The sequence below is a fragment of the Pseudomonadota bacterium genome (genome assembly GCA_016719885.1).
Classification (GTDB): Bacteria; Pseudomonadota; Gammaproteobacteria.
Genome location: JADJYF010000026.1, coordinates 251,637 through 275,422, shown reverse-complemented (window position 1 = coordinate 275,422; position 23,786 = coordinate 251,637). Strand labels below are relative to the sequence as shown.

General features: G+C 68.8%; 18 protein-coding genes and 1 pseudogene. 12 read left to right on the top strand and 7 right to left on the bottom strand.

Annotated features, from left to right (window positions below; translation table 11 throughout):
• Window positions 1–560: 560 nt before the first annotated feature.
• Both IPM80_21980 and IPM80_21975 read right to left on the bottom strand, forming a co-directional pair.
• Window positions 561–1,523, bottom strand: coding sequence for an alpha/beta hydrolase (locus tag IPM80_21980; GenBank protein MBK8961017.1), 963 nt, complete (start codon window positions 1,521–1,523; stop codon window positions 561–563).
• 37 nt (window positions 1,524–1,560) lie between these two features.
• Window positions 1,561–1,887, bottom strand: a complete 327-nt coding sequence (locus IPM80_21975; protein MBK8961016.1) for a hypothetical protein — start codon at window positions 1,885–1,887, stop codon at window positions 1,561–1,563.
• Between the two features lie 137 nt (window positions 1,888–2,024).
• On the opposite strand from IPM80_21975, the gene hspQ reads away from it, so the two are divergent.
• Entirely contained in the window at window positions 2,025–2,360 is a 336-nt protein-coding gene (gene hspQ, locus IPM80_21970; protein ID MBK8961015.1) for a heat shock protein HspQ, read from the top strand.
• Window positions 2,361–2,370: 10 nt separating this feature from the next.
• On the opposite strand, the gene IPM80_21965 is transcribed toward hspQ, so the two are convergent.
• The gene (locus IPM80_21965; GenBank protein ID MBK8961014.1) at window positions 2,371–4,053 is read right to left on the bottom strand and encodes a long-chain-fatty-acid--CoA ligase; all 1,683 of its coding nucleotides are present in this window, start codon (window positions 4,051–4,053) and stop codon (window positions 2,371–2,373) included.
• On the opposite strand from IPM80_21965, the gene IPM80_21960 reads away from it, so the two are divergent.
• The 3 genes and pseudogenes from IPM80_21960 (at window position 4,038) to IPM80_21950 (ending at window position 6,780) form a co-directional block, all read left to right on the top strand.
• The gene (locus tag IPM80_21960) at window positions 4,038–4,499 is read left to right on the top strand and encodes a hypothetical protein (GenBank protein ID MBK8961013.1); all 462 of its coding nucleotides are present in this window, start codon (window positions 4,038–4,040) and stop codon (window positions 4,497–4,499) included. The two genes, IPM80_21965 and IPM80_21960, sit on opposite strands and share 16 nt — an antisense overlap.
• Before the next feature lie 44 nt (window positions 4,500–4,543).
• Entirely contained in the window at window positions 4,544–5,953 is a 1,410-nt protein-coding gene (locus tag IPM80_21955) for an aminotransferase class III-fold pyridoxal phosphate-dependent enzyme (protein ID MBK8961012.1), read from the top strand.
• 10 nt (window positions 5,954–5,963) lie between these two features.
• A pseudogene (locus tag IPM80_21950) lies at window positions 5,964–6,780 on the top strand (alpha/beta hydrolase).
• A 641-nt stretch (window positions 6,781–7,421) separates the two neighbouring features.
• On the opposite strand, the gene IPM80_21945 reads toward IPM80_21950, so the two are convergent.
• The 4 genes from IPM80_21945 to IPM80_21930 all read right to left on the bottom strand — a co-directional run bounded on the left by IPM80_21945 (window position 7,422) and on the right by IPM80_21930 (window position 14,074).
• Complete coding sequence (locus IPM80_21945; GenBank protein ID MBK8961011.1) at window positions 7,422–7,538, bottom strand: PEP-CTERM sorting domain-containing protein; 117 nt, start codon at window positions 7,536–7,538, stop codon at window positions 7,422–7,424.
• 891 nt (window positions 7,539–8,429) lie between these two features.
• Entirely contained in the window at window positions 8,430–10,250 is a 1,821-nt protein-coding gene (locus IPM80_21940; protein MBK8961010.1) for an SCO family protein, read from the bottom strand.
• 26 nt (window positions 10,251–10,276) lie between these two features.
• Window positions 10,277–11,662, bottom strand: a complete 1,386-nt coding sequence (locus tag IPM80_21935; GenBank protein ID MBK8961009.1) for a selenium-binding protein — start codon at window positions 11,660–11,662, stop codon at window positions 10,277–10,279.
• A gap of 108 nt (window positions 11,663–11,770) precedes the next feature.
• The gene (locus tag IPM80_21930) at window positions 11,771–14,074 is read right to left on the bottom strand and encodes a hypothetical protein (GenBank protein ID MBK8961008.1); all 2,304 of its coding nucleotides are present in this window, start codon (window positions 14,072–14,074) and stop codon (window positions 11,771–11,773) included.
• Window positions 14,075–14,292: 218 nt separating this feature from the next.
• On the opposite strand from IPM80_21930, the gene hisN reads away from it, so the two are divergent.
• The 8 genes from hisN to IPM80_21890 all read left to right on the top strand — a co-directional run bounded on the left by hisN (window position 14,293) and on the right by IPM80_21890 (window position 23,774).
• Window positions 14,293–15,093 carry a histidinol-phosphatase gene (gene hisN / locus IPM80_21925; GenBank protein MBK8961007.1) on the top strand — a complete coding sequence of 267 codons (801 nt, stop codon included), beginning with the start codon at window positions 14,293–14,295 and terminating at the stop codon, window positions 15,091–15,093.
• A 1-nt stretch (window position 15,094) separates the two neighbouring features.
• Window positions 15,095–16,081 carry an NUDIX domain-containing protein gene (locus tag IPM80_21920; protein MBK8961006.1) on the top strand — a complete coding sequence of 329 codons (987 nt, stop codon included), beginning with the start codon at window positions 15,095–15,097 and terminating at the stop codon, window positions 16,079–16,081.
• A gap of 47 nt (window positions 16,082–16,128) precedes the next feature.
• Complete coding sequence (locus IPM80_21915; protein ID MBK8961005.1) at window positions 16,129–17,151, top strand: hypothetical protein; 1,023 nt, start codon at window positions 16,129–16,131, stop codon at window positions 17,149–17,151.
• Window positions 17,152–17,179: 28 nt separating this feature from the next.
• Complete coding sequence (locus tag IPM80_21910; protein MBK8961004.1) at window positions 17,180–17,539, top strand: hypothetical protein; 360 nt, start codon at window positions 17,180–17,182, stop codon at window positions 17,537–17,539.
• A gap of 72 nt (window positions 17,540–17,611) precedes the next feature.
• Window positions 17,612–18,145: a pyridoxamine 5'-phosphate oxidase family protein gene (locus tag IPM80_21905; protein MBK8961003.1), complete on the top strand. Its 534-nt coding sequence runs from the start codon at window positions 17,612–17,614 to the stop codon at window positions 18,143–18,145.
• 56 nt (window positions 18,146–18,201) lie between these two features.
• Window positions 18,202–19,638, top strand: a complete 1,437-nt coding sequence (locus IPM80_21900; protein MBK8961002.1) for a TolC family protein — start codon at window positions 18,202–18,204, stop codon at window positions 19,636–19,638.
• Window positions 19,638–20,666, top strand: a complete 1,029-nt coding sequence (locus IPM80_21895) for a hypothetical protein (protein ID MBK8961001.1) — start codon at window positions 19,638–19,640, stop codon at window positions 20,664–20,666. Before IPM80_21900 ends, IPM80_21895 begins: the two co-directional genes overlap by 1 nt.
• Window positions 20,667–20,684: 18 nt before the next feature.
• Complete coding sequence (locus IPM80_21890) at window positions 20,685–23,774, top strand: efflux RND transporter permease subunit (GenBank protein ID MBK8961000.1); 3,090 nt, start codon at window positions 20,685–20,687, stop codon at window positions 23,772–23,774.
• Window positions 23,775–23,786: the final 12 nt, after the last annotated feature.

The following is a 23,786-nucleotide window of genomic DNA, read 5'->3' as shown; positions in this document are numbered from 1 at the left end:
GGCCGTTTTGGGGGGGGCCGGCGCGGCCCGCGCGGCGCCGGGCGCGGCGAGCCGACCGACCCACAGGGCAGGGCGGCGCGGAACGGCGCCGGCGGCGCCGGGCCCCGCCACGCGCCGCCCGCCGGCGGGGCCGGCGGCGGGGGGCCCCCACAACACCGCCGCCGGGAGACACACGGGCGGCGGCGCGCAGGGCGCACGCGCGACCAGCACGCGCAAGAAAGCCGGCGCGGGGGAAGAGGCCGGGGCCGGGGGGCGAGCACCGCCCCCCCCAAGACACAACAACCAGCCCACCCAACCAACCCGCCCGAACGACCCAACGCCGGGGCGGGCAGGCACCGGCGGGGGGGGCACTCCCCCAACGGCGCGGCGGGGGCGGGGCGCGGCGGCGCGACCGCTCCGGGGCAGAACGACGGGGGGCGCGGCGGCGACGCTACAGGCGGCGGGGGGGCGGGCGGGCCCGGACAACAACCCCGCGGCGCGGCGCGCGGCGGGGCGCGACCGCCCCCCCTTCCCGCCCCGCTTCCTGTAGGTGCGATTTCAATCGCACATTCAAACGATCCTCAGCGCGGCTCGACCTCGCGCAGGAAACGCAGCATCTGCGCGGTGGTCTCGGCGGGTTTCTCGACCTGCAGCCAGTGCCCCGCACCTTCGATGATGTCAAGGAAGCGCAGATCGTCGAAATCTTTCGGAAACGATTCGCGCCAGTTCGGATCGTAGAGCAGCACGTCGTCCTCGGAGCCGGCGACGAACGCCGCCGGCTGCTTGAAGCGCGCCTTGTCGAGTTCCGGCGTGATGGCGTTGTTGTAGAGCATGTTGCGGTACCAGTTGTTGGGACCGCGAAAGCCGCTGCGCCGGTATTGCGCGAGGTAGTAGGCGAAATCTTCGTCGCTCAACCACGCCGGCAGCCGCGTGGGCGTGGGCAGGGTGTCGAGCAGGCCGGCGCCGCGTGGGAATTCGAGCTGCTTCATCCACGCGCCGAAGGGCGAGTCGGCGGCCAGGCCGTAGTAGAGCTTCATGAGGCTGGCGGGCAGATCCTTTTCGAGCTCGGCCTCGGCCACGCCCTGCTGCTGGAAGTAGCGGATGTACCAGAAGCGATCGTCCAGGCCCGGCGGGTTGAGCGTCGCGGCAGTCGGTCGCCAGAACGGCACCGACAGGCCCATCACCGAGCGACAGGTGTCGGCATGCAGCAGCGCGGTGTTCCACGCCACCATGCAGCCCCAGTCGTGGCCGATGAGATTGAATTGTTCATGGCCGAGCGCGCGTGCGATGCCGGCGACGTCGGCCGCCAGTTCGCGGATGTTGTAGGCGCGCACGTCGAGCGGCTTGCTGCTGCCGCCGTAGCCGCGCTGATCGGGCACCGCCACGCGGTAGCCGGCCGCGGCCAGCGGCGCTATCTGGTGACGCCACAGGTACCAGCACTGCGGCCAGCCATGCAGCAGGATGACCAGCGGGCCTTCGCCCGCCACCACGGTGCGCAAGGTGATGCCATTGCTGTCGAGATACTGGAAATCGGGTTCTTGCATCGAAGTGCCTCGTGGTGAGTGAGCGCGCAGCGCCGGCTCAGAACAAGGGCGGCAGGCGCGGCGCGAGAAAATAGTAGGCGACGAAGGTCGTGATGCCGATCAAGAGCGGTCGGTAGGCCTTGACGTTGGGCGCGCCTTCGCTGCGCAGGCTCATGGCCACGCCGCAGGCCGCGCAGGCGGTGCTGAGCGCGAACAGCACGAAGGTCAGGCCGAACTCCACCACGTCGCCGCTGCCGTAACGCGCGCCCGCGGCCTTGGGCATGTGCCCGTACCAAGCGAGCCGGAATGCCACGCCGGCGGTCGCCACGGCGAGCACGGCCCATTCAAGCGAGCGTGCGATGTTTTCCAGGCGGGCAAGGGTCAAGCGGCGGGCCTCCGTACATGAACAAAGCGGGTTGCCGCGCCGCGTCGTGAAGGCTGGCGCGAATTGGCGCCGGCATGCGCCGCGACGGTGCGTCGGCATGGTAACCTGTCGCCCGTTTCGAACCGACTCCGACCGACATGGCCACCATCAATCGTACGGCGAAATTCCAGATCGGACAGGTGGTCCGCCATCGCCTGTTTCCGTTTCGCGGCGTGATCTTCGACGTCGACCCGACCTTCAACAATACCGAGGAATGGTGGTTGTCGATCCCCGAGGAAATGCGTCCGTCGAAAGAGCAGCCCTACTATCATCTGCTGGCCGAAAACGCCGAGACCAGCTACATCGCCTACGTGTCCGAGCAGAACCTGCTGGTCGATGACAGCGGCAAGCCCGTCTCTCATCCCGACGTGCCGCAGTACTTCGGTGAATTGCGCAACGGCTACTACGCCTTGAAGAGCCGTCGCGCGCATTGAGGGATGGCCATTAATTGACGTTGCGCGCGCGCCCGCGCCAATAGGGCTCGCGCAATTCGCGGCGCAGGATCTTGCCGGATGGATTACGCGGCAGGGCGCTGACGAAATCCACGCTCTTCGGCACCTTGAAACCGGCAATGCGTTCGCGCGCATAAGCTATCAATTCATCGGGCGCGACCTCGGCGCCCGGCTTCAACACCACCACCGCCTTGACCGCTTCGCCCCAGCGATCGTCGGGCACGCCGATCACCGCCACGTCGGCGATGGCCGGATACCCGAACAAGGCATTTTCGACTTCCGCCGGGTAGACGTTTTCGCCGCCGGACACCACCATGTCCTTCACGCGGTCGTGGATGTACAGATAGCCTTCATCGTCGAGATAGCCGGCATCGCCGGTATGAAACCAACCATCGCGGATCGCTTCGGCGGTCGCTTCCGGGCGGTTCCAATAGCCTTTCATGACGATGCCGTGGCGGATCACGATTTCGCCCACCGTGCCGGTGGCGACGTCATGGCCTTCGCCGTCGATGACCTTGACGTCGACGCCCGGGTAGGCGGTGCCGCAGGAACGCAGCTTGCCGGCGGCATGGCCTTCGGGCATCAGGCAGGTGCCGCCGCCGGTGGTCTCGGTCAAACCGTAGAGGCCGAAGAACTCGCAGGCGAACAACTGCTGCGCGGTCTTCAACAGGTCTTCGTTGATGGGCGAGGCGCCGTAGAACAATTTGCGCAGCGACGAGAAATCGGTGTTCGCCGATTGCGGCAGCTGGGTCAGCATCAGGATCAGCGCCGGCACGAACAGCGCATAGGCAACGCGATAGCGCGGCACGAATTCGAGAATCTTGTGCGGGTCGACATCCTTCAGGATGAGATTGGTGCTGCCCTGGGCGAGGGCGAACACGCCCATGTTGCAACCGGCGACGTGGAATACCGGCATGCAGGTCAGGGTCACCTGTTCGGCGTCGAACAAGCCCCAGCGCGCGGCTTCCGAGGCTTGCCACAGCGCGCAGTAGTTGCCGTTGGTCAGGCGCACGCCCTTGGGGTGGCCGGTGGTGCCGCTGGTGTAGAGCTGCAAAACATCGCTATCGGCGTGCATCGTCAGCAAGGGATCGATGGCGCCATGGGCATCGCGCCAGGCGTCGAAGGCCGGCCAGGCGGGATGGCCGCCATCGAGCGCGATGATGCGTGCGAGGCCCGGGTTGCGCGCCGCCAGCTGTTCCATGAGCTCGTAATACTCGGCGCCGACGAACACCGTGCTGCAGCCGGCATCGTTCAATATGTATTCGATCTCCGGCAAGGCCAATCGCCAGTTGATGCCGACCAGCACGTTTTCGGCCTTGGCGGCGCCGAACAGCAGTTCGAAATAGCGGTCGGAATTCTTGCCCAGGAAGCCGATGCGGGTCTGCGCGGGCAGGCCGGCCGCGATGAGTCCCTGCGCGACCTGGCTGGTGCGCCGGTCGAATTCGCTGAAAGTGGTTTCGCGGTCCTCGAATATCTGGGCAATGGCCGCGCCGCGGCTGCGCGCCTGCAGGCGTGGCACATCGGCCAGGCCTCGGATCTCGTCGAGCTTGAACACGCGCTCCCCCTTTGTATTGTTATGCTCAGCCAGTGTAACCGCTCGCGCCGGCTTTGAACCGCCGGGCCGGCGGCGGAGAACCCATGCCCACGGAGGCCAGGACCATGCGCTTGATGACATTCCTGTTGGCGCTTGCCACGCTGCTCGTCGGCTGCGGCGCCCCACACGATACGCCCACCGTCACGGTCAGCGACGCCTGGATACATCCGCCGACCGTCGAAGATCCAAAGGCAGTCAAGCTGCCGCCCTTCCTGGTCTACCGCGTGCACGCCGACATGTTGAAGGAGACGGCCACCGAACTCGCCGAGGAACCTTACATCCAGATCAGCCCGGCCATGGCTTCGCGCTACACCAAGAGTGACGTGCACGTGCCGATGGAAATGCGGCCGTTCCTGATCCGCGGCGTGGTGGGCGGCGCGACTGACATCACGGTCGTGCAGTCGATGCAGGGGCTGTGGGTGAAAGCGGTGGGCAGCGACGTCGCTCACCCCGCGCGGCAGCCGCTGGTGGTGCTGGTCGACCCTACCCCCATCGATATCTTCGTCACGCTCGAGCCCAAGGGCTGACGCGCCGTGGCGGCCTGCTAGAATGCGGGGACCATGTTCAGCAAATGAGGAGTGAGGCCGTGAGCATACAACCCGGAAGCATGGCAGCGAGGGATCTCGAATCCATGCTGCACCCGCAGACCCACCTGGGCCAGCATGCCAAGACCGGTCCGATGATGCTGAAGCGCGCCGAGGGCGTGTACATGTACGACGACCAGGGCAAGCAGTACCTGGAAGGCCTGGCCGGCCTGTGGTGCACCTCGCTCGGCTACGGCAACGAGGAACTGGCGCGCGCCGCCTATGACCAGATCAAGGAACTGTCCTACGCGCAGCTGTTCTCCAGCAAAAGCCATGAAGTAGGCGTGATGCTGGCGGAGAAGATCAAGGCGCTGGTGCCGCTGCACAAGTCGAAAGTGTTCTTCGGCAATTCGGGCTCGGATGCCAACGACACCCAGATCAAGCTGGTGTGGTACTACAACAATGTCATCGGGCGCCCGCAGAAAAAGAAAATCATCGGGCGCGTGAAGGGCTATCACGGTATCACGCTCGCCTCGGGCAGCCTCACCGGCCTGCCGATGTCACACAAGGGTTTCGATCTGCCGCTGGCCGGCGGACGCTTCCTGCATACCGATCTGCCGCACCACTGGCGCAATGCACAGCCGGGCGAAAGCGAAGAGCAGTTCTCCTCGCGCCTGGCGGACAACCTCGAACAGCTCATCTTGAAGGAAGGGCCGGACACCGTGGCCGCCTTCATCGCCGAACCGGTGATGGGCGCGGGTGGCGTCATCGTGCCGCCGCGTACCTACTTCGAGAAGATCCAGGCGGTGCTCGCCAAGTACGACGTGCTGTTCATCGACGACGAAGTGATCTGCGGCTTCGGCCGCACCGGCCAACCCTTCGGCGCCGACACCTACCACATCAAGCCCGACAGCATTTCGCTGGCCAAGGCGCTGACCTCCGCCTACCAGCCCTTGAGCGCGGTGGTGGTGAAGGATGAAATCTACGACGCGATCCTGAAAGCCTCGGATGAAATGGGGCCCTTCGGCCATGGTTTCACCTACAGCGGTCACCCGGTGGCCTGCGCCGTCGGCTTGAAGACCCTCGAGATCTACGAGCGTGACAAGATCTTCGAACATGCCGCGAGTCTCGCGCCGCAGTTCCAGGCGCGCCTCGCGCGTTACGCCGACCACCCACTGGTCGGCGAAGTGCGCGGCGTGGGCCTGGTCGGCGCGGTCGAGCTGGTGGCCAACCGCCACACCAAGGCGGCCTTCGAGCCGGCCGGCAAGGTCGGCGCGGAGTGCTTGAAGAACTGCCAGGACAACGGCCTCATCTGCCGCGCGATCGGCGACGTGATGGCGTTCTGCCCGCCGCTGATCATCACCTCGGCGCAGGTCGACGAGCTGTTCGACAAGTTCGACAAGGCCATGGCGCAGACCTTGGAATGGGCCAACGGCCAGGGCTTGCTCGCCGCCTGAGGACCACGCCATGACGACGGCCGAGGCGGGCCTGCTCGCCGCGGCCGGGCATGCCATCGAATTCGAGCGCCTGCCCGGTTCCCAGCCCGGCCCGACCCTGGTGTTGCTGCACGAGGGTCTGGGCTGCGTCGGCATGTGGCGGCGCTTCCCGGCATTGCTGAACGCGGCCAGCGGCCTGCCGGTATTCAGCTATTCACGTCCCGGCTACGGACGCTCTTCGAGCGTGGACTTGCCGCGGCCCTTGGATTTCCACACCCGCGACGCCCTCGAGGTCTTGCCCGCGGTACTGGACGCGGCCGCGATCGCCGACTGCATCCTCATCGGCCACAGCGATGGCGCGTCGATAGCCGTGGTGTATGCCGGCGCGACGCGCGATGCGCGCCTCAAGGGCCTGGTGTTGATGGCGCCGCATGTGCTGACGGAAGAGAAGACCGTCATGAACATCCGCGAGGCGCGGCTGACGTACCAGGCCACCGACCTGCGCGACAAGCTCGCGCGTTATCACGGCGACAACGTCGACTGCGCATTCTGGGGCTGGTGCGATGCATGGCTCGATCCCGACTTTCGGCGCTGGGACATCACCGCCTGGCTGCCGGCCATCGAATTGCCGGTGATGACCGTGCGCGGCAACGACGATGCCTACAACACCGCGTTGCACGTGGAGCGCATCGCGCGCGGTGTGCGCGGCGCGGGTCACGCGTCTGGACCTCGATGACTGCGGGCATGCACCGCATCTCGAGCAGGGCGAGAAGGTGCTGGCCGCGGTGACGGCGTTCGTCACTGCAGCGGTCGTGCCGCAACCCCTTGTGGGTCAGACTTCAGTCTGACATTCGAAGGAAGGCTGTCGGTTTATCTGCGTCGTTCGTCAGACTGAAGTCTGACCCACGAGGAATGGATCCCTTCGCACATTCAAGCCAACACCCCAGCCAGGAACCTCGCCACCGCCAGGCGCGCTGACGCGAGGCCTATGCCCTGTACGTCGATGGCGGCGAACGGCAACCACTCGATGGCCGACACGTCGTCCTGTGCCGTCACGGCGGGACGCGCCGCCAGCTCGATGGCGAAGAAGCTGTCCGCGGTGGCGTAGGTGACGTCGGCATAGGGATAGACATTCGGCAGTGAGAACAGGTAGCGCGGTGCGCCCGCGTCCAGGCGCAGCCCGAGTTCTTCGTCGAGTTCCCCGATGCGTCAACAGCAGGTGGCCGTCGTGCACCAGCAAGGCGGCGACGGCGGCGGCGACATTGTGGAAATAGCGAAAGCCACACCTGTCGCAGCGAAATTCACGCGGGTTGGTCGAGGCGCTGGGGGCGGCGCACGCCGGGCAGTGGCGGAAAGGCGAAGCGAGTTCGGTCAAGTGAAGATGCCGCGAGTCGGAAGCGCCGCTATTGCATACCGGCGTCGGCGCTTCGTACAAGCGCCAAGCGCGGCGGCGATGCGTCGCCGCCGTGATCGGCACGAGAGGGCGAAACTAGGCCCGGCTGCGGCGACGACGCAGCGCGCCGACGCCGGCCAGCGCCAGGCCACTCAGCACCAGCGAACCGGGTTCCGGCACCGGGTTGCCGGTGAAATCGCCGCGCAGTCCCATGATGGCGTTTATTTCGTTGTCGCCGTCCGACTGCAGGCCGCCAGGGCCGCCCCAGATCACCGAGGCGTAGCGGAAGGTGTCGCTGGTACCGGTGCCGACCGCGTAGACGAAGCCGTCCCACACCACGCTGGTGTCGCTGAAGATGCCTTCCAGCCACACGCGTTCGGTGACGGCCACCGTCCAGTTGATGAGATCGTTCGACAGGTAGACCGTCGATTCGATCGCTTCGAGCGGCAACGGTCCGTGATCGATGGTGTTGAAGATGGCGGCCTTGGTCGCCTTGAAGCCGAGATCCCACACCGTGTTGCCGACGACGTTGTCGGTCTGGATCCAATGGGCGTCGACCGCGTTGGCGGCGGGACTGACGTCACCAACGCCCGTGCCGTAGTTGTAGGTGCCGTCGTTGGCGTCGCTGACGCCGGGCTGATCGAAGGAGGTGCCGGTGGCTCCGGCGAGCGGGCCGGCCACCGCGCTGCCGTTGTACTTGATGATCTGGCCGGAGACATAGCCGGTCGAATCGAAGTTGCCATCGTCCAGCAGCTGATCGTCGATGACCTGCTGACGATTGGCGGCGTTGTCGGCGCCGTGATAGAGCTGCGCGAACGTGCCAACCGTGGCGCCCTGCCAATTGCGGGCGTCATTCGGATCGGTCAGCAGCGTGGCGTGCGCCGGCAGGGCGGTGCTGACGAGCGTGGCGCAGGCCACGTTGAGTAAGGTCCGGTGGTTCATGATGTGATCTCCCTCGCGCGTTATTTTCGTGCGCGGCGCCGCGCCCATGGCGCACACCGCGACCCTCGATGCTCCTGGTCCTGGCCCGAGTGTGCCACCGGAGCGGCCCGCAACCTGTGAACTATTCCCGCAAGGGCTAGCCCGGTCGCAGGCGGAATGACTTCATGGTGTGCCGGCGGCCGGGTTGCCGACCTCGACCGTCGCCGCCCGCGTGATGAGCGCCTTGAGGGCCGGGCTGGTCAGGCTTTCGAGGAAGGCCACCAAGTCCTGGCGCTCCCCGGCCGTCAGCTGCAGCGGTTTCAACAGCGGGTCGAGCAAGTCGTTCTTGACGCCGCCGCCATCGTAGAACGCCACCACGTCGGCCAGCGTCGACAGCGCGCCGTTATGCATGTAGGGCCGCGTGAGGGCGACATTGCGCAAGCTCGGCGTGCGGTATTTCCAGCGGTCGTCGGGATCCTGGCTGACCTCGTAGCGGCCGAGATCATTGGGCGGCGTTTCGCTGGACGGCGCGACCGCCGCGAGGTCGTAGTCGATGGCGGTGCCGGGCGCGAGTTCGGAGCGGCGCCGTCCGCCGGCGGGCGCCATCGAGGCCAGGAATCCCAGGCCGGTGTTGTGCAGTTTCTGGTCGGTGAACAGCGCCGATTTCTCGCCGATGGCGTGGCAGGCCACGCAGCGCGCCTTGCCGCGGAACAGGGCGAAGCCACGCTGCGCAGCGGGGCTCATCGCGCGCGCATCCTTGCCGTAATACCAGCGGTCGAAGTCGCTGCCGCCCGCCACCAGTGTGCGCTGGTAGGCGGCGAGGGCGTGCCCGACGTTCTCCATGCCGGGGCCGGCGCCGTAGGCCGCCTGGAAGCGCGCCGGGTATTCGGGCCAGCGCGCGAGATTGTCCAGCACGTAGCCGATGGAAGGATTGCCCATTTCATTGGCGGCCAGCAGCGGCGCCCACACCTGCTGCTCGAGACGGTTCTCGCGGCCGTCATGAAACAGGCTGTGCAGGTAGCCGACATTGAGCAGCGTCGGCGCATTGCGTTTGACGGTACGTCCTTCGATGCCGACCGCGGTGGCGAGATCGTTGACCGCGAAGGCCTGCGCCGGCACGTGGCACATCGCGCAGGACAGCGTGCGGTTCAGCGACAGGCGCCGATCGAAGAACAGCCGTTCGCCGAGTTCGACCTGGGCACGGGTATCGGGCGCGCCGACGTTGGCCATGTGCGCGGGCAGGCCGAGATGCGCGTCGTCACCTGCCGCGACGTGCGCGCCGGCGACGGCCGCGCCGTGCGCCTTGCCGCTGGCATCGATATCACCTTGTTCGCGCAATACCGTTTCGACGTCGGCGGCGAGCGTGTCGGCGTGCAGGAAGGCCGGGCTGTAGATGTTGCGCACGCGGTTGTGCGAGTCGATGAGGAACACGCGCAGGATGTGGGCAAAGGCATGGCCTTCGCTCTGCTGCACGCCTTGCTGGTAAGCGGCGAGGGTCGGCGCCAGCGTGGCCAGGCTCGGGCTGGTGACGAAATCCCAGTCCACGCCCGGCGGACGGAAAGGCTTGGCATAGCGTTCGAGTTCGGCCGGCGTGTCGCGCGCCGGATCGAAGCTGTAGCTCACCAGCCTGAGCTTGGGCGCGATGCGCGGGTCGGCATGGAGGCGCTTGGCAATCTGCCCCATCACGAAGCTCGCCAGCGGACAGCCGTTGACGTCGTCGCAATGGGTGTAGATGAAACTCAAGATCGTGACGCGGCCAGCGTACAGGTCGTGCAGCTGCCCGCGCTGACCATGGGAATCGACATAGGGCGCATCGGCGGCCGGCTGTATCGGCGGCAGCTGGTAACTGCCCGGCAGCGGCGCCGGGTAGTTGAGCGGGCTGTAGCCGGGCGCCAGCACCACCGGCGGGCCCTTGGGCTGTTCATGGGCGACGGCGCCGGCTGCCAGCAGCGCCATCGACAAAAGGAGGCCGGATGCGCGGGCGCGCATCCGGATACGGGACATGACGGGCGACCGAAGCGCGGGGTCGCTCAGGGCTGCGTGGCGACCTGCACGTCGGCCGCCGGCTTGGCGGCGTACAGCGCGCGTGCGCCGAAGCGCATCTGGTGCGGACGACCGAGCTTGGCGGCGATGAAGTCGATGGCGAACGTCTGCTTGAGCGCCTCGCCATCCCAGCCGTAAGCCTTGAAGTACTGCACGTCGCCGGCCTTGCCTTCCTTCTTGTCCCAGTTGCCGAGCAGCGACGAGGTGTAATACACGCGCTTGCCGTCCCAGCTCTGCGACAGCATGTTCACCTGGTCACCAATCTTCTGCGTGAAGATCTCCTTGGCCTTGCGCGGATCGGAGACATCGAACAGGCGCGTCATGCCGTCGTTCCAGGTGTTGACCCACAACAGCTTGTCGTCGGCCGAGATCGAGATGTCGACCGGCAGCGGGATCTTGGAGGCGTCGCCGATGTCGGCGATTGCCTGCGAAGTCCAGTTGCCCTTGGCATCGGCTTCCAGCAGCCAGATCTTGGAGGTCAGCGCGGTGGTGGTGAAGCAGTAGTCGTGGTTGGCGCCCCACGCGCAGCGGATCTCGAGCGGCGCCCCCGGCACGTCCAGCACCTGCTTGGGCTTGCGCGTATGCAGGTCCCACACCACGGCGGTGTTGCCGAAGTGCTTCATGGCCTCGGGGTCGGCCATCATCTTGCCGAGGTCCATCATGTAGTTGTTCCAACCGGTGAAGGACGAGGTAAGCAGCACGTTCAGACGCGGCAGCGCGCGCACGTCGTAACCGTAGCCGTCGGCGAACTTGCCGGTCTTGACCGCACCGTTCAGGGCGCCATCCTTGGGCATCCAGTAGGTCGCGATGTAGTCGCCTTCGTTGGTGTATTCGACCATCGCGGTTTCGCCGCCATGGTCCTTGTGATTGCTGAGGCCGGTGACGAGCATGCGACCCGGCAGGGCGTAGGTGGTATGCGGACCGACCACGCCACCGCTCTTCTCGACGAAGTCGGTGATGGTCTTCTTCAAGGTCGGCTTGGCCGGATCGCTCTTGATGTCGAAGATGAAGATCTTGTTGGTGTCGAGGCCGCCCGCCCACAGCATGGAGCGATCGTCGGTGAGATCGGAATGATGGGCTTCGTTGCGACCGCCGACCGACAGGGCGTTGATCACCGTGCCATAGGTCTTGGAGGCGGGATTGACGTCGACCGTGACCAGCTTGTCCTGTTCATCGCCGAGGCCCTGCACGCCCAGCGTCCAGATGTAGACGAAGTCCTCCTGGCCGACGATCTTGGCCATGTAGGGCGACAGGCACGTTTCGTCCGCGACCGCGCTGCCGGCGGTCGCGACACAGGACAATCCAAGCGCAAAATTGATCGCGCGCGTCACTGCGCGCACCGAGCTACGTAGGGTGCTGATGCGTGATTTCATGGCTGCCTCCAACCTCGTTGCCGCCGGACGGCGGCGCGGGTCCGAGACCATAATCCAGCCCATGGTGATAAGCAAATGCACGCGCCGCGCGCCCGCGCGCCGACGCTGTCAGTCGCTGGGGCGACGCAGTCCGCGCACGCGCTGCGAGGCGAGCAGGGCCAAGGTCACGATCGCACCGCACAACAGGCCGAAGTGCGCGGTCGGCGCAAAGGCGGCGGTGCCGAGCGTGGCGAGTCCGGCGCCGACGCTGACGATGCCGAGGCTGGTCACGGTGCTGCCATAGGGATCGCGCGGCGGTGGCGCGCTGTTGTTCTTCAACACCTGCGGCGCGGGGTTGTCGACCAGGCGCCGCCCGGCGGTGCGGATCTGTACGAACAGCGCGAAGGCCACGCCGCTGGCGGCGACCGTCAGGATGTCGAGATGGATGCCGTGCCAGCCGGCCACGCCCATCACGCCCAGCGCCGCGATCAAGGTCGGCGTCAGCAGGCGCGAGGCCGCGCGCGGCGTGCGTCCGCTCAGGATCACGAGGGCAAGGCTGGCCAGCGCCGACAGCGTGCCCACCACCACCAGCGTGGGCGGCAACAGGTCGGCCATGTGGGCATAGACCACGTAGGCGCCGCTCAGACGATAGTCCGAGGCCTGTAACTTGAAGCGCGCCACGAGTTCGCGTTCGATATGCGACAGCAGCGCGGCGCGCGTCATGCCGGGCGGCGGCGTCTTCATGCGCACCTCGATACGCACCGCGTCGTGGCTCGGCTGCACGAACGGATCGATGAGGCTCTGCCGCACCGCGCGTGGCAGGCGCTTGTACATGAGATTGAGTTCGAACGGGCTCAAGGGCGTGCCGTCGTTCAACTGCTGCCCGACTTCCAACAACGAGGCCAGCGACAGCACGCGGCCGACGCCGGGCTGGGCTTGCAGCCAGCGATGCACGGCCTCGACGCGCTTGACGCGCTCGCTGGTGAACCAGGTGTCGTCGCGGTTGCTGTCGCCGGCGGCCTCGCGATAGGGCGAGTCGGCGATGATGGCGGGCGCCGGCGTGGCCACCTTGACCGGCGGCAGCGTCAATACCAGGTCGAAAGTCAGCGCACCGCCGTACAGGTGTTCGACGGTGCGCAGGGCGTCGCGCGCGGCGCTGGCACGTGGCAGGTAGGCGGCCAGCCCCGCCTCGTGAATGAAGCGCGGCACGCCACCCACCGCCGCCGCCGCCAGCACCGCCGCGAGGCCGATGCTGAGCCAGCGTGCCGGCACCACCACCGGCACCGGCGACAGGGCCTGGGGTCGGCGCCGCGCCACCGCCAGCAGGCAGGGCCCGAGTCCGAAAGCCGCCAACCACGCGCAGCCGAGTCCGCCCAGCAGCAGCACGCCGAGCTGGTGGGCGGGATGCAAGGGACTCAAGGACAAGGTCGCCGCCATCAGCAGCAGCACGCCGCTGGCCGGCAGGCTCGCGCGCAGCGCGTGCTCGACGGTGGCCGCCAACACGTCGTGGGGATCGTCGCTGTCGGTCTGCGAGACATGCAGCTTGTAGCTGACGCGCAGCGTGAAACTCAGCAGCACGGCGAGCACCACCACCAGCGGCAGCGCCGCCGCCGGCACCGCGCCCAGTTCGTCGAACAGCGTCTGCCACAAGCCGGCCGTGGTCAGCACCGCGAAGCTGCCACAGGCGAACTCGAGCACCGGCGGGCGTCGCGTGGCGGCGGCGATCAGCAACAGCATGACGGACAGCACCAGCACCGGCAGACGCGCCAGGTCGGACGTCACGGCGCGTGCCACCTCGTCCGCCACCACCGCCGCGCCGCTGAGTCCCACCTCGGCCTGGGCGGCGTAGGGTTTCAGCACCTCGCGCAAGGCGGCCAGCGTGGCGCCGCGCGACGCGGCATCGGCGCCTTCGTCCGTCGCGCGCAACGAGACCAGCAGCGCGGTGTTGCGACCGTCGGCGCTGATCAGCACCTCGCGAAACAGCGGACTGTCGATGAGTTCCGCGCGCGCCTTGTCGTAGTCGACATCGGCGCTGCGCAGCGTGCGGCGGTTGTTCTCGAGCTGCGCCAGGGGCCCGTGCACCTGGCGCAGCAGCGGCGCGTCGAGCACCGAGTTCACCGCCGCCACGCCGGGCACGGCGGCAATGTCCTTTTGCAGGTGCTCGAGCAGGGCGCGGGTCGCGGCATTGCGCACGCCGCCCGGCGCCGCCACCGTCACCACCAGTTGCTCGGGCAGATGGAACATGCGCGCGGTGTCGCGCCAGGCGTCGACGGCGGCATGGGGTTCGCCGAGCAGCGTACGCGCCGACACGTCGACGGCGAGATCGGGCAGGCGCACCATGAGCAGCGCGCCGGCCACCAGCAGCAAGGCCAGCAGACTGCGCGGCCAACGCAATACCAGCCGCGCGGCGGGGCCGGTCACGGGCGTGTTCATGGCGGCGCCGAAAGCGCGGCGCCATCCATGGCCATCCTCGGATACGGCGCGTGCGACTGTCGCGCCGCATTCGTCATCAAGCCTGTCATCCCGCCCTTCATAGCAATGCATTGTGCCGCAATGTGCCCCACGGTTGTGCAGCCGCGCGCGGTTGGCAAGTGCGCGAGGCGATGCGATCATGCGCGGCCCTTCTTCGCCCGCGGGTAATTACGCACGTCATGGCCGGTCTCGATCGCGACACCATCTGGGAATTCTTTCAGCACCTGGCCGAGGTCGCGGCACGCGAGACCTTGCCGCGCTTTCGCGCGCCGCTGGCCATCGACAACAAGGACGCGGCCGGCGGCTTCGATCCGGTCACGCAGGCCGACAAGGCCGCCGAAGCGGCGCTGCGCGCCGCCATTGCCGCACGCTTTCCCAGCCACGGCATCCAGGGCGAGGAGGAGGATGACAAGCGCGGCTCGAGCGTGTGGTCGTGGATCATCGATCCGATAGACGGCACGCGCAGTTTCGTCAGCGGCATGCCGACCTGGGGCACCCTGGTGGGCCTGCTCGAGGACGGTGTGCCGCGCTACGGCATGATGAGCCAGCCCTTCGTCGGTGACTGCTTCATCGGCGGCGGCGGCCATGCCGACCTGTTCAGCCACGGCCAGCGCACCGCGCTGCGTTGTCGGCGCGATCGTGGCCTCGAGGCGGCCACGCTGTTCTCGACCACGCCCGACATGTTCGCGCCCGGCGCCGAGCTCGATGCGTTCAATGCGCTGTCCAAGGCGGTGCGCCTGACGCGTTTCGGCGCCGACTGCTACGGCTATTGCCTGCTCGCCGCCGGCCATGTCGACCTGGTGGTGGAAGCCAACCTCGGTTTCTACGATGTCGCGCCGCTGATCCCGATCATCGAGGCCGCTGGCGGCGTGGTCAGCGACTGGTCGGGCAAGCCCATGCGCGGCGGTGGCCGCGCGGTGGCCGCGGCCAGCAGCGCCCTGCACAAGGCCGCGCTCGAGTACCTCGGCTCGGTGGCCTGAGATGGCCGATATCGCGGTGGTGTGCGCGCGCTGTCAGCCGCCCACCCGCGCGCACTTCGCGGCGCTGGCCGCCGCCGCCACGCTGGCGCCGCGCGTGGCGCTGCTGGTGCTGAACGCCGACGACGCCTGCTCGCCGGCCAATCCCTTCGACAACGACACGCGCCTGGCGCTGCTGGGCGCGGCGCTGGATCCCGCGCTGCCGGTGCTGCTGCTGCGCGATCGCCGTTACGAGCCGGCGCGCTGGGCCGCCGCCGCCGAGGCCACGCTGCGCGCCGCGCTGGGCGCGGGCACGGTGGTGGTGCTGGGCGATGACGACAGCGCGACCAGCAGCCTGCCGCTGCCGCCCGCGTGGCGGCGCGCCGCGCACGACACGCGCCTGGCGGCGGCCGAGGCCGAAGCGCGCGCCGCGCTGTTCCACGACGAGGGGACGGACTGGGCGCGTCTCGCCGCCATGCTGCCGCCGCCGGTGCTGACCGAGCTGCGGCGCTGCATGGCGACGCCGCAGCTCACGCGCATCGCCGCCGAGGCGCGCTTCCTCGGCGACTACCGTCGCGCCTGGCAGGCCGCGCCCTATGCGCCCATGTTCGTGACGGTCGACAGCGTCGCCACCTGGCACGACCAGGTGCTGTTGATCGAACGCGGCCACATGCCGGGGCGTGGACTATGGGCGCTGCCCGGTGGTTTCATCGATGTCGATGAACGCATTGCCGCGTCGTGCCTGCGTGAACTGCGCGAAGAGACCGGCGTGGTGCTGGACGAGGATGCGATACGCGCTTGCCGCGTGTTCGACGATCCGCTGCGCTCGCAGCGCGGTCGCACCATCACCCATGCTTTTCGCTTCGTGCTCGACGCGCTGCCGGCGCCGCCGCTGGCGGTTGGCGCCGACGACGCGGTCGCGGCGGCCTGGCTGCCGATAGCCGAGCTGCGGCCCGAGCGCCTGTTCGACGATCATTACTTCATCCTGCAGACCTTCCTCGGGCTCGATTGAGCGTCCGCAGCGGTCAATAAAGCCGCTCGCGGGCCGCTAAGGCGGTCATGAAATTGCCGTCGACCCTGTTTCCGAGCCTGGCAGCGTGGCTGCTGAGCGCCTGGCTGACGCCGGCCGCGGCGCTGTCCAGCCAGCAATCGCTGGCGAGCGCCGCGCCGGAACTCGGCCGCGCCTCGGCCGCCACCCGCGCGGCCTTCGTCGAAGCGGCGGTCGCGGAACTGGCGGCCGCCCATCGCGCTGCCGCGCGTGGCAAGGGCGGCAAGCCGCGCGCGCGCGGCGCCAATCCGAAAGACAACAAGCAGGCCAACTGGCAGCGCGGCGCGCAAGCCTATATCGCGCGTCTCGAGAGCGCCGCCGCCGCCGCGCGCGCCGGTGCGCCGGTGCGCCTGGTGGTCGACCGCGGGCGCTTGCTGCGCGTGGTGGTCGGGCGTCAGCCCGCCCGCCAGTTCATCGTCACCGCGCCGCAGGCCAAGGGCCGGCCGGCCCTCGAGCGCGCCATCCTGCGCCGCCTGTGCGCGGTCGAAGGCTGCGAAGGCCAGGCGCTCACGGCCGCCAGGGGCGAGCCGCCGTTGACCAGCGTGCGCATCACCGCGCCGAACGGTGGCGCCGCGCCGGCCGGGCAGCCGGCGCCGCCCTTGACCGTCTACCACCCGCCACCCGCACCGTCGCCACCGCCGGCGCCGCGCCTGGTCACCACGCTGCCGGCCAACGACGGGCTGTCGTGCGCGCAGGATGGGGTGCGCCATCACGTTCTGTACGACAATGCCTGCAAGGCGCTGCTGACCGACACGCGTGCGCTGCTGGCGGCGCTGCACGCGGCGGCGCGGCGTGGCACCGTCATCGACTGGCGCATGCCGGCGCGCCCGCAGGCGCGCGGCGAGACCTTCGAACTCGCGGTCAATGGCCAGGGCGGCAAGGTGCAGGTCAAGATGCCGGCCTTGGGCGCGGCGCCCGAACTGCTGGTCGCCATCCTGCCGTGGGCCGAAGCGCGCCTCTACGGCCACGCGCGGAGCCTCGCGCTGCAGCCACCCGATTACCTGGTGTACAGCGGTGCCGTTGCCGCGCGCTGAACTCACCATCGACGAGTCCTGAACGAGCATGGAAACGATATTGAAGAAACTGCTGCTGGCAGCCTCGCTGCTGTGTATGAGCATCGGCGCGCTGGCCGGCTCGGAAGGGCGCTACCAGGCGATTCCCATCGACCCGGGCGAGGGCTACGGCGCGGAGAAAGCCCTGATCCTCGATAGCGTGTCGGGCCACCTGTGGATCTGGATCGAGAGTCCGACCGTCGATGACGATCCCGGCGGTCGCTTCCTCATCTACCAAGGCCAGCTCACGCCGGGCCGCAAGATGGGCGACATCATCGACAAGCAGGAGTGGGCGGCCAAGCCCGGCAAGGACACGCCGCCGGCGATCAAGACCGACGTGCTGCCGGAGCCCGCGCGCAAAGCTCGTTGAGCGCGCGGCACGCTTTGCAATGCGGCGGTCAAGTGCGCTGTAATCGGCCCTCGCTTCAAGGGGAGACCGATCATGCCGAAACTCACCGATGCCGAGCGCGACAGCTTTCTCGCCGGCGAAAATCTCATCATGAACATCGCGACCGTCGACAAGGACGGCGCACCGTTGGTGACACCCATCTGGTTCATCCACGAAGAAGGGCGCATCTGGTTCACGCCGCGCCAGCATTCCGAATGGCTGCGACACATCCGTAACGATCCGCGCGTCGCGCTCAGCATCGACGAGCCCGTGATTCCCTATCGCAAGGTGGTGGTGCGCGGTCGCGCGACCATCGACTTCGAAGTCGGCAACGACGACGCGTGGCGCGATCGCTATCGCCGTATCGCGCAGCGTGACATCCCGCTCAACGACGCCAACGCCTATGTCGACGGCACCGACGATCAACCGCGCGCGCTGTGCTCGGTGGCGCTGGCCGGCGCCGAGGTGCGCAGCTGGCGCATGCCCGTCGGCGACGAAGCCTATGACGGTATCTGGGCCAAGCGTTACTGGACCAAGGACGCCAAGGTCAAGCAACAGGCGCCGCAGGTATTCGACAAGAGCGTGTGAGGCGATGGCCGGACCTCGCGCCGGCCGAGTGCGCGCCGCCGTGCGGCGCGCCACGCGTGATGGCAGTCGACATGATCCAGGGTGTATTCCGCTGTGCGCTGCTGCTCACGCTGTTGGCCGTGTCGGCCTGTGGCTGGCAGCGCTACCAGGCGGCGCCCCTCGATCGCCAGCGCGTACCGGGCACGGCGGCCGTCGCCAGTCTCGACGATGCCACGCTCGGCGCGGAGCTCACGCGGCGTGGCGCGGTGGGCGTATGGCCATTGTCGACGTGGACGCCGACGCAACTGGCCCTGGCCGCGGCGCTCGGCAGCGCCGAGGTGCGCGAGGCCCAGGCCGCGCTCGCGACCGCGCTCGCGGCGCGCGTGGTGGCCGGCCAGCGCGCCAATCCCAGCGTCGCCCTGAGCGTCGAACACCACGGTCAGCGCGACAGCGACCAGTCCTCGCACTGGAGCGTCGGGCCCAGCATCGAATTGTCCCTGAGCCCGCAATCGCGCCGGCGCATCGCGGTGGCGCTGGCCGACACCGCGGTGGTGACGGCGCGTGTCGACATGCTGGAGCGCGCCTGGCGGGCGCGCCAACGCGCGCTCGACGCCGCGCTCGACGTGCTGGAAAGGCGCGCGAGCGCAGCGCTGCAGGCGCATGAGGCCGAGGCGCGCACGCGGCTGGTGGCGGCGGCGCGCGCGCAGGTCGCGGCCGGCCTCGATTACGCCTTTGAATGGCAGACCCTGGAACTCGAAGCCAATAGCGCGCGCCTGGCGCAGCTCGACGCCGAGCACGCGCGCAGCGTGGCCGAGGCCGAACTCGCCGCCGCGCTCAAGGTCGGCGCCGCGAGTGTGCACGACGTGGCGCTGGTCGCGCCGTCGTCAGCGACGCCCGTCGAACTCATGACTTTGCAGGCACAGAGTCTGAATGCGCATCCCGATATCCTGCGCGCGCTGGCCGAGTACGATCGCGCCGAGCACGCGCTGGCCATGGCGGTGGCCGCGCAATATCCCGACCTGCGCCTCGGCCCTGGTTATTTCTTCGACCAGGGCGACAACGTGTGGTCGCTGGTGGGCGGCGTGGTGGTGCCCTTGTTCGCCAGCCATGATGCCGCCATCGGCGAGGCCAGCGCCGCGCGCGATGCCGCGCGTGAACATTTCTACGCGGTGCAGGCCGCCACCATCGCCGCCGTGCAGAGCGCCTACGCGCAATGGCAGGCGGCGCGCGCCGCCGAAAGCGCCACGCGCGCGGTGGCGCGCGACATCGATGCCAGCGCCGCGGCGCTGCGCGAGGGCGAACGCGACGGCATGGTCGACAAGATCATCGTCGCACGCGCCGGCGTACAGCAGGCCGAGGTCGCGACACGCGTGGCCGGCAGCGAGGCGCGGACCTGGCGCGCGCGGTCGGCGTTGGAAATGGCGGCACGTGTGCCGCTGGATGACGCGCCCTTCAGTGCCTATCTCGGCGAGCTCTACGCCGAGCCCGATCCCACCCACCCGGTATCCCCCTGATGCGTGCATGGCTGTTGATTGTCGGTATCGCGCTGGGCGTGGCGGCGAGCGCCCTGTGGCAGGCGCGTCATGCCGCGCCGCCCGTGTCGTCGGCGCGCGAGGCGCCGTCGCGCGCGCGCGACGCACAAGCGACGGATGATGCGCCCGGCGCGGCGAGCTCGCCGCGCGTGCATCTCGATGCCGACGCGCGCGCCTTGGCCGACATCCACACCGAGCCCGCGCAGGCGAGCGAACTTCGCGTCGAGCACTACACGCCCGGGCGCGTGCTGGACGGCGGCGCGCTGCTGGCGGCGCTGCGCGAACGGCGCGCCGCGCGCGACGCGGTGCGCACCCAGCAGGCGTTGCTCACCACTCAGCGTGCGCGACTCGAACGCCTGCGCGCCTACGCCGCGCGCGGTGAAATCAGCGTCGCGCGCGAGCTCAACGCGCTCGAGCTCAGCGTGCGACGCGAAGCCGATGTCGAGGCCCGCCGCGTCGCGCAGCTGGCCGCCAGCGAAACGCTGCTCGGCGCGCGCTGGGGCACGACGCTTGCCAGGCGCGACGGCCTGGAAGCGAGTCTCGCCGCCGGCGACGCGCAGCTGGTGGAATTCGCGGCGCCAGCCGCGCCGCGCCAGGTCTACGTGGCGCGCGACGAGCAACGCGCGGCGGCGCTGCCCGCCGAGGTGTTGGGCGCCGCGCCGGCCGCGCTCGGCAACGCCGCCGCCAGCACCTGGGTGGCGCTGCTGGCCGATAGTTCGCTGCGCGTGGCGATGCGCGTCAGCGTGTGGGTGCCGAGCGGTGACGCCACCCTGCGCGGCGTGCTGGTGCCGGCCGCGGCCATCGTCTGGCACGGCGGCGTCGAGTGGTATTACGTCGAAACCGCGCCCGGCGAATTCGAACGCCGGCGCCTCGGTGAAGCTCACCGCCATGCGCTCGGCGTCGTCATCGGCGACGGCCTCGAGGCCGGCAGCGCGGTGGTGGTGCGCGGCGCGCAGGCGCTGCTGGCCGAGCAGCTGCGCCAGCACATCCCGTCCGAGGACGATGACTGACATGCGCGCCGCGCGGCGATGCTGAGCGCGCTGGTCCGCTTCGCCATCGAGCGGCGCGCGGTGGTGCTGGCCGCTGCCATCGCCCTGGTCGTCTACGGCGTGTTCAAACTGTCCAGCACCGGGCTCGACATCTTTCCCGAATTCGCGCCCAAGCTCGTCATCGTGCAGACCGAGGCGCCGGGCCTCAGCGCCGAACAGGTCGAGGTGCTGGTCACGCAGCCGCTGGAGGCTGCGCTGGGCGGCCTCATCAATCTCGATCATCAGCGCTCGGAATCGATCCAGGGATTGTCGATCCTGACCCTGGTGTTCAACGACGCGAGCGATATCCATCGCAATCGCAACCAGGTGAGCGAGCGGCTGGCGAGCGTCGCGGCGCTGCTGCCGGCGGGCGTGCGCGAGCCGGTGATCGCGCCGCTGGCGTCGTCGTCGGCGACGGTGCGCACCATCGGCCTGGTGGCGGCCGACGACGACGCGCTGCGCCTGCGCGACATCACCGAGCAGGTGGTGGTGCCGCGCATGCTCGGCGTGCCGGGCGTGGCCGACGTCAACGTGTTCGGTGGCGCCGCGCGTGCGCTCATCGTCGCGCCGCGCGACGTGGCGATGGCGCGCCTCGGCGTGACCATGGCCGAGCTCGCCGCCGCCGCGCGCAACGCCGGCGCCGACCTGGCGCTGGGCGTGGTCGAGAACCTCAATCAACAGATTGCCATCACCGGCACGAGCGCGGCGCTGACGCCCGCCACGCTGGCCGCCGCCACGGTGCGCGCCGAGGACGGCGGTGTCATCACCATCGGCGATGTCGCCGACGTGCGCTGGGGCGCCTTGCCGCGCATCAGCGCCGCGCAGGTGGGTGGACGCGCGGCGGTGGTGATGATGGTGATCGGTCAGCTCGGCGCCAACACGCTGACCGTCTCGAATCGCCTGGACGAAGTCTTCGCCGACCTGGAACCGACGCTCGCGCAGCACGAGGTCACGCTGCACGCGCGGCTGTTCGTGCCGGCCGAGTACATCACCACCGCCATCGGCGACATCGCCCGCCATCTCCTGTTCGGCGGCGCGCTGGTGCTGCTGGTGCTGCTGGTCGGCCTGTACAACCTGCGCACCGCCTTGATCTCGGCGCTGGCCATCCCGCTGTCATTGATGACGGCGGTGATCGTGCTCATCGCCGCCGGCGTCAACCTCAATGTGCTCGTGATCGGCGGCCTGGCCATCGCGCTCGGCGAAGTGGTGGATGACGCCATCATCGATACCGAGAACATTTTCCGGCGCCTGCGCCAGGCCGCGCCCGGCGAGCATCTGGCCAGCGTGGCGTTGGCCGCGTCGCTGGAGGTGCGCGGCTCGGTGGTCTACGCCACCTTCATCGTGGCCTTGGTGTTCGTGCCCTTGCTGACCTTGGGCGGTGTCAGCGGCCGCCTGTTCGCGCCGCTGGGGTTGGCCTACATCCTGGCGGTGCTGGCCTCGCTGCTGGTGGCGGTCACGGTCACGCCGGCGCTGTGCGTGAGCCTGCTCGGCAACGCGCGCACGGGCGCGCGCGAGGCGCCGGTGTTCCGCTGGTTGAATCCGCGCTACGGCGCGGCGGTGCGCCTCATCGCCGCCAGGCCGACGTTTGCTGTCTTCGCGAGCGGCCTGTGCGTGGTGGCGGTCGCCGCGCTGCTGCCGGGCCTCGGCGCGCGCTTCCTGCCGGACCTGCGCGAAGGACATTTCATCGTGCACACCACCGGCCTGCCGGGCACCAGTCTCGACGAGTCGCTGCGCATGGGCAGCAACCTGACGCGACGCTTCCTCGACATCCCGGGTGTCGAGTCGGTGTCGCAATGGGCGGGACGCGCCGAGCGCGGCGCCGACACCTACGGCAGTCATTACAGCGAATACGAGATTGGTCTCGCGCCTTCCAGCGGCACCGCGCAGCAGACCATCCTCGAACGTCTGCGCGCGGTGCTGGCGAGCTATCCCGGCATCACTTTCGAGGCCAACACCTTTCTCACCGAGCGCATCGACGAAACGATTTCCGGCTACACGGCGCCGGTGGTGGTCAACCTCTACGGCAACGATCTCGATGTGCTGGACGCCAAGGCGCTGGAACTGGCGGCGCTGCTGCGCGAGGTGCCGGGCGCCGCCAACGTGCGCGTGCGCGCCGCCTACGACACGCCCGGGCTGCGCATCGCGCTGGACGCGACGCGCCTCGCGCGTTACGGCGTGTCGGCGCGCGCCGCGCTGGAAGCGGTACAGAGCGCTTATAGCGGTCTCGCGGTGAATGAAACCCGGCTCGACAACCGTCGCGTGCCGGTGACGGTGCTCGCCGACGCCGCCACGCGCGGCGACGTGGCGCGCGTCGGCGAGGTGATCGTGGCGGCCGACGAGGGCGGGCCGATACGCCTGCGCCAGGTGGCGGACATCACGCAGAGCGCCGGGCGTTACAACATCCTGCATCGCGACGCGCAGCGCCTGCAGGTGGTGACGGCCGAGGTCGAGGGGCGCGACCTCGACGGCTTCATGCGCGAACTGCGGCAGCGCGTGTTCGCGCACCTGGAGTTTCCCGAGGGCGTGCACGCCGAATTCAGCGGCGCGGCGGTGGAGCAGGCCGCGGCGCGGCGCGAGCTCATCGCGCACGCCGCGATCGCGGGCGTCGGCGTGCTGCTGCTCATCTACATGGCGGTCGGGCGTTTGCGCTACCTGCTGCTGATCCTCATGAACCTGCCGTTTTCGCTGCTCGGCGGCGTGCTGGCGGTGGTGATGGCGGGCGGCGTGGTATCGGTCGGCTCGGTGGTCGGTTTCGTGACCCTGTTCGGCATCACGGTGCGCAACAGCATCATGCTGGTCTCCCACTATGAGCACCTGGTGCGACACGAAGGCTGCGCGTGGAATCTCGATACCGCGCTGCGCGGCGCGCGCGAGCGTCTGCCGGCCATTCTCATGACCGCGCTGGTGACGGCGCTGGCCATGCTGCCGCTGACCATCGACAGCGACAATCCCGGCCGCGAGATCATGGGCCCGATGGCGGCCATCATCATCGGCGGACTGGTGTCGTCGACGCTCTTGAACCTGCTGGTGATGCCGGCCCTGCTGTATCGCTACGGCCGCTTTGGCGAGAGTACGCACGCACACATGTGAACGGGCGGCGTT

What these genes read in the sequence shown, in the direction of transcription:
- IPM80_21945 (MBK8961011.1), bottom strand. Translation starts at nt 7,538, where the DNA reads ATGGGACTGCGCGGCGATTTCACCGGCAACCCGGTGCCGGAACCCGGT.
- IPM80_21890 (MBK8961000.1), top strand. Translation starts at nt 20,685, where the DNA reads ATGCTGAGCGCGCTGGTCCGCTTCGCCATCGAGCGGCGCGCGGTGGTG.
- IPM80_21940 (MBK8961010.1), bottom strand. Translation starts at nt 10,250, where the DNA reads ATGTCCCGTATCCGGATGCGCGCCCGCGCATCCGGCCTCCTTTTGTCG.
- hspQ (MBK8961015.1), top strand. Translation starts at nt 2,025, where the DNA reads ATGGCCACCATCAATCGTACGGCGAAATTCCAGATCGGACAGGTGGTC.
- IPM80_21935 (MBK8961009.1), bottom strand. Translation starts at nt 11,662, where the DNA reads ATGAAATCACGCATCAGCACCCTACGTAGCTCGGTGCGCGCAGTGACG.
- IPM80_21895 (MBK8961001.1), top strand. Translation starts at nt 19,638, where the DNA reads ATGCGTGCATGGCTGTTGATTGTCGGTATCGCGCTGGGCGTGGCGGCG.
- IPM80_21930 (MBK8961008.1), bottom strand. Translation starts at nt 14,074, where the DNA reads ATGAACACGCCCGTGACCGGCCCCGCCGCGCGGCTGGTATTGCGTTGG.
- IPM80_21965 (MBK8961014.1), bottom strand. Translation starts at nt 4,053, where the DNA reads ATGTCATCAAGCGCATGGTCCTGGCCTCCGTGGGCATGGGTTCTCCGC.
- IPM80_21910 (MBK8961004.1), top strand. Translation starts at nt 17,180, where the DNA reads ATGGAAACGATATTGAAGAAACTGCTGCTGGCAGCCTCGCTGCTGTGT.
- IPM80_21980 (MBK8961017.1), bottom strand. Translation starts at nt 1,523, where the DNA reads ATGCAAGAACCCGATTTCCAGTATCTCGACAGCAATGGCATCACCTTG.
- IPM80_21915 (MBK8961005.1), top strand. Translation starts at nt 16,129, where the DNA reads ATGAAATTGCCGTCGACCCTGTTTCCGAGCCTGGCAGCGTGGCTGCTG.
- IPM80_21920 (MBK8961006.1), top strand. Translation starts at nt 15,095, where the DNA reads ATGGCCGATATCGCGGTGGTGTGCGCGCGCTGTCAGCCGCCCACCCGC.
- IPM80_21955 (MBK8961012.1), top strand. Translation starts at nt 4,544, where the DNA reads ATGAGGAGTGAGGCCGTGAGCATACAACCCGGAAGCATGGCAGCGAGG.
- IPM80_21905 (MBK8961003.1), top strand. Translation starts at nt 17,612, where the DNA reads ATGCCGAAACTCACCGATGCCGAGCGCGACAGCTTTCTCGCCGGCGAA.
- hisN (MBK8961007.1), top strand. Translation starts at nt 14,293, where the DNA reads ATGGCCGGTCTCGATCGCGACACCATCTGGGAATTCTTTCAGCACCTG.
- IPM80_21960 (MBK8961013.1), top strand. Translation starts at nt 4,038, where the DNA reads ATGCGCTTGATGACATTCCTGTTGGCGCTTGCCACGCTGCTCGTCGGC.